Below are 5108 nucleotides of genomic sequence, written 5' to 3' on the forward strand. Positions count from 1 at the left end.
GCTAACCCTAGCAAAGCAAAAAAATATGCTGAGGCTCTAAATGTTGTTCATAAAACAGATAGGTCAGATGCGATAATGCTTGCAAGCTACGGTTATGCTAAGCAATCAACCGTTAACTTCTGGCAACCTGAAGCAAAGGAAATTAGAGAGCTTAAAGCCTTACTGCGTCGACTTGATGCATTGGAGTCCAATAAACAACGAGAGCAGAATCGATTAGAAGCAAGTGAGTTTAATGCGACATCTGAGCGAGTCACTCAATCATTAAAAGAAACGATTAACTTTCTAGATGATGAGATAAAAAAACTTAAGTCAGATATTGATAGTCACATAAATAGCTTTCCTGACTTAAAGAAGAATAGAACGTTACTAGAAACAATCCCCGGTATTGGGCCTGTTATGTCTCGAGAGCTGACGTATATATTCGCCGCTAAAAATTTCAGCAGAGCTAAGCAAGCTGCTGCCTACTGTGGCTTAATACCGCGGCTGCATGAGTCTGGGAAAATGAAGGGCCGTACAACTATGAGCAAGCTAGGGCCCTCAAAAATAAGAAGTAAACTTTATATGGCAGCAGTAGTCGCTGGGCAGTGGAATTATAAGATACAACAGCAAAAAATAGCCTTGCTGAATAATGGCAAAACGTCGATGCAAATCATTGGCGCCAATATGCGTAAACTCATTCATATATGTTTTGGTGTAATAAAAAATCAAGAAGCGTTTAAGCTCCAAGAAAGTTAAATACGATCTTGAAGCCTATAAAGAGAGATGGTATCTACAATAAAGCTCTATATTAATCCTACCCGTAGGCGGGAGTTTACCTCGCGCAGAATTTAGGTATTAAGCAACCCAATTAATTGCCTGCTATATTTACCTATAAAACCACAAGATATAAAAATGAAAAAATCACAAAACCTAAGGAAAGGTCGTATTTCAATTCCCAATCACTATTACTGCGTAACTCTAGTCATTAATAACAGACAAAAATTATTAAACGACCTTGGTCTCAATAGAAAAATAATTTTTGAAATTAAGAAACTTGAATTAGAAGATGCTTGTGAAAGTATTGCTTTTGTCTTAATGCCAGACCATATACATTGGATTTTTCAATTAAAAGTAAGCATGCATTTAAGCGCCTTAATTAGGCTATTTAAAGGCCGTTGCACCAAACTTGCCCGAGATCATCACAAAATTAATAAGCTTTGGCAAAGTGATTATTACGATCATATGATCCGAGATGAAAAAGACCTAATTAACTACGCGCGTTATATAGTAGCAAACCCACTTAGAGCTAATATCGTTAATAACGTTGGTGATTACCCATTTTGGGATTGTATTTATTTAAAATAAAATATAATACCCGTAGGCCTAAGTTTGTAAATGCAATTGAAAATTTGTAGGCGGGAGTTTACCTCGCGCAAGTTCTTTAGGCCTATCTACAAAGATTAAAATGCGCGGCATAAAGCCCCGCCTTGTACAAAACAAGCAATAAGGACCCTCATGAAAATACTTCACCACGGAGCAGTCAATGGCGTGACAGGATCATGCCACCAGCTGATAATAAACGACCAAAGCTCTTTTCTAATTGATTGCGGACTATTCCAGGGTGAAGATTCTGTAGATGATCTAAGCATTGAATTTAATATAGACACTGTTCGCGCATTAATAGTTACCCATTGCCATATTGATCATGTTGGCCGCATTCCCTATTTATTAATGGCTGGCTTCAAAGGTCCTATATTTACCTCTATTGCATCAGCAAGCTTATTGCCTTTAGTCATTGAAGATGCATTAAAAGTGGGCGTTACGCGAGACCAAAAAATAATAGATGCCTGCTTAAGGCTACTTAAACAACAAGTTGTAGCTGTAGACTTTAAAACCTGGTTTGAGCTTCCTTGCAAAGGTGAACACACAGCGAAAGCCCGACTACAACGAGCAGGGCATATTTTAGGCTCCGCTTATGTAGAAATAGACATAAGCACACCTCCCCACAAAGCTAACAAGATTCATAGAGTGGTTTTTTCTGGTGATTTAGGGGCGCCCTATACGCCTTTACTACCCGCACCCAAAGCGCCCTATAAAGCCGATACCTTAGTGATAGAGTCGACCTATGGAGATAAAAATCACCAAGGTCGTAAACAACGTACGCAAACCTTAAAAAACGTGATTGAACGCGCCGTTGCCGATAACGGCGTAGTACTTGTGCCTGCCTTTAGTATTGGCCGCACGCAAGAACTGTTATACGAACTTGAACAGCTAATTCATGCTTCTGCTAAAAACTCACCTTGGCGCACAATACAAGTAATACTCGACTCCCCCATGGCAGCTAACTTTACTCAGCAGTACCGAAAATTTAAATATTTATGGGATGAAGAAGCCAAACAAAAAGTAGCCAAAGGTCGCCACCCTCTCGACTTTGAAAACCTCACTACAATAAACACCCATAGCGAGCACTTAGCGTTAATAAATTACTTAACCAGCCGCCAAACACCTGCCATTATTTTAGCAGCAAGCGGTATGTGCACCGGCGGGCGTATAGTTAATTACTTAGAGCGATTTTTAACCGACAAAACCACCGACGTACTATTTGTAGGTTACCAAGGGCGCGGAACATTAGGTCGCGACATACAAACCTACGGACCAAAAAATGGCTACGTGTTGATAAATAATACTAGGGTGAATATTAACGCCAAAATACACACTATAAGCGGTTACAGCGCGCATGCAGATCAGGCAGGTCTCATTAAATTTGTAACCGGTATGCGCAAAAAACCCCGCCATATAAAAATAGTCCATGGCGATGATGACGCTAAAAATGCACTCTCAGCAAGATACAGAGAAATATTGGGAGATGAGGTGACGGTAGAAATTGGCAAGGGATAGGTTCGAGCTTCGAGCTTCGAGCTTCGAGCTTCGAGAAATTAAAAAACCTTGCGGTTAATATCGCAAGGTTTTTAAATATCTGTAGCAGCGGGTTCACCCCGCGTCGTTATTAGGTTTTAGGCCCGTCACCCGTAACTCGCAACCCGAGTACAGTATAAAATAGCAACACTTAAGTTGCTAAAAACAACAATAGCAACTAATATGTTTCTATAAATTTAAAAAGCAACTTATTAGTTTCCTTGAATGAACCTTCTACAGCAAATAAAAAACCGTCGTCTTGCTCTAAAAATAAAACAAAATGAAATGCCCATGCGCATTGGTATTTCTAGGCAACAATACCAGCGACTTGAAGCAAAAGGCAATCCCAGATTAGATACGCTAACATTAGTAGCTCAAGGGCTTAATAGTGAAATAATGTTAATACCGAAAGAAAAAATGAGTGTGGTATTAGCAGCCCTCAAAAACAGTGATGGCAACATACCAACCGAACACCAAAAGCCTAATCAAAGCCTACAAAAAATAACTGTATCTGAAGATCCATGGAAAGGATTACTAGAGGATGAGGATGAACATGGAAATTAATGTTTTAAAGTTAACACTGCATGGCCATGTAGTAGGCTTTCTTGCTGGGGGTAAAAATGGCTTAAACATATTCCACTTCGATGAAAGCTTTCGTTTAAATAAAACGAGGCCAACATTTAGCTTAACTACACATCCAAACTTCCCACGAGCTGAAAAAATGATGTCAGAACCTTGGGTAACAAACCAACGCGTTCACCCCATACTATCAAACCTACTACCAGAAGGTTCATTACGCGAACTAATAGCTCAAGGCCTTAAAACTCATGTAGATAATGAGTTTCACATCCTTTCGTACCTCGGAATGGACTTACCAGGTGCTTTAGTTGCTGAACCAATGAAGCCTGAGGATGTTCCAATTAGCCTATTTAATAGTCATGGCCAAGTAACTGCGGTGAATTTTGACAAGTTAAATCAAGAGAATAAATTTTCTTTGGCTGGTGTCCAAATGAAATTTTCTATGAAAGAAAAAGACGGCCGATATAATTTAGCACGTGATAATGTGTTAGGTGATTGGATCATAAAAACCCCCTCAACTAAACATAAAGATGTACCTACTAATGAGTTTACATCCATGACTTTAGCGTCAATGGTAGGTGTGGATATTCCGGATATAAAACTAGTTAATATTGAACAATTAGATAATTTACCTCAAATTAATTTACCTGATGAAAAACTAGCGTTTGCAATAAAGCGATTCGATAGGCAAAGCAATCAACGAATTCACATGGAAGATTTTGCACAAGTACTCGTTAAGTACCCACACGATAAATACAATTCAGGAAACTATGAGCAAATAGCAAGGATCTTATATCAGTTTTCAGAGGATGGACTCGCTGATGTGCAACAGCTAGCAAGACGTTTACTTGCTAATATTCTGCTAGCTAATGGTGACGCTCACCTAAAAAATTGGAGTTTATTATATTCAGACCAAACAACGCCAAGGCTATCACCTGCTTATGATATAGTTACAACCAGTGTTTACATTGCAAATGAGCAACATTTTGCACTCAACCTCGCGAAAACAAAAGCATGGTACGATATCTCTTATAAACATTTTGAATACTGGTCTAAAAAAGCAGACATTCCCTGGCGAGCTATAAAACCTCATTTAGATGATGTAATTAATAAAGCGCGTACACAATGGCCAGATGCGATTAAGAATTTACCAATGAGTAAAGCACATAAACAACAACTTAAAACTCATTGGCAACGCCTTCATGAAGATTTTAGGTTCTAGGGATTAGGTTCGAGGTTCGAGGTTCGAGGTTCGAGGTTTTAGGTATTTAAAAACCTTGCGGTTAACATTACAAGGTTTTTTTATGCCTGTAGGCGGGAGTTTACCTCGCGCACTTTCACAACATTTCAAATAACCTGCGCAGCATAAAGCCCCGCCTTGTATCTCTCTGTAATAGATGATTAGCTATCATTTATTACATCGGAAGTTAGTGAGCTTGTAGCCCCGCCCAGTACTTGATACTGAGCCGTAGATTAAGCCCTAGCTTCCAATTCTCAACAAACTGAATGGTATCCAAGCACTCTTAGATTAAGTTGATGCTGTATGTACAAGGGGAGTAAGTAGAGATGATGTTTATTGGTTTTGATATCAGTAAAGATAAAGTTGATTTATGTTGGCTGAGAGATCCAATCAC

The 5108-nt window shown here is 39.1% G+C and carries 5 protein-coding genes; all 5 read left to right on the top strand.

The genetic code is table 11. The features are described 5' to 3' along the window. Positions 1–735 (top strand): IS110 family transposase (locus ND6B_RS00705; protein WP_033103751.1); only part of this gene is annotated, 735 nt, incomplete at its 5' end. Between the two features lie 156 nt (positions 736–891). After that, a complete protein-coding gene (locus tag ND6B_RS00700; RefSeq protein WP_033104360.1) occupies positions 892–1344 on the top strand; it encodes an REP-associated tyrosine transposase in 453 nt (150 codons plus the stop codon). Between the two features lie 150 nt (positions 1345–1494). Then, complete coding sequence (locus tag ND6B_RS00695; protein ID WP_033104361.1) at positions 1495–2877, top strand: MBL fold metallo-hydrolase RNA specificity domain-containing protein; 1383 nt, start codon at positions 1495–1497, stop codon at positions 2875–2877. A 243-nt stretch (positions 2878–3120) separates the two neighbouring features. Beyond that, a complete protein-coding gene (locus ND6B_RS00690; protein ID WP_008110891.1) occupies positions 3121–3459 on the top strand; it encodes a helix-turn-helix transcriptional regulator in 339 nt (112 codons plus the stop codon). Beyond that, positions 3449–4696: a type II toxin-antitoxin system HipA family toxin gene (locus ND6B_RS00685; protein WP_081844663.1), complete on the top strand. Its 1248-nt coding sequence runs from the start codon at positions 3449–3451 to the stop codon at positions 4694–4696. Before ND6B_RS00690 ends, ND6B_RS00685 begins: the two co-directional genes overlap by 11 nt. Positions 4697–5108: the final 412 nt, after the last annotated feature.

This window comes from Pseudoalteromonas sp. ND6B (genome assembly GCF_000764215.1).
GTDB lineage: Bacteria > Pseudomonadota > Gammaproteobacteria > Enterobacterales > Alteromonadaceae > Pseudoalteromonas > Pseudoalteromonas tetraodonis.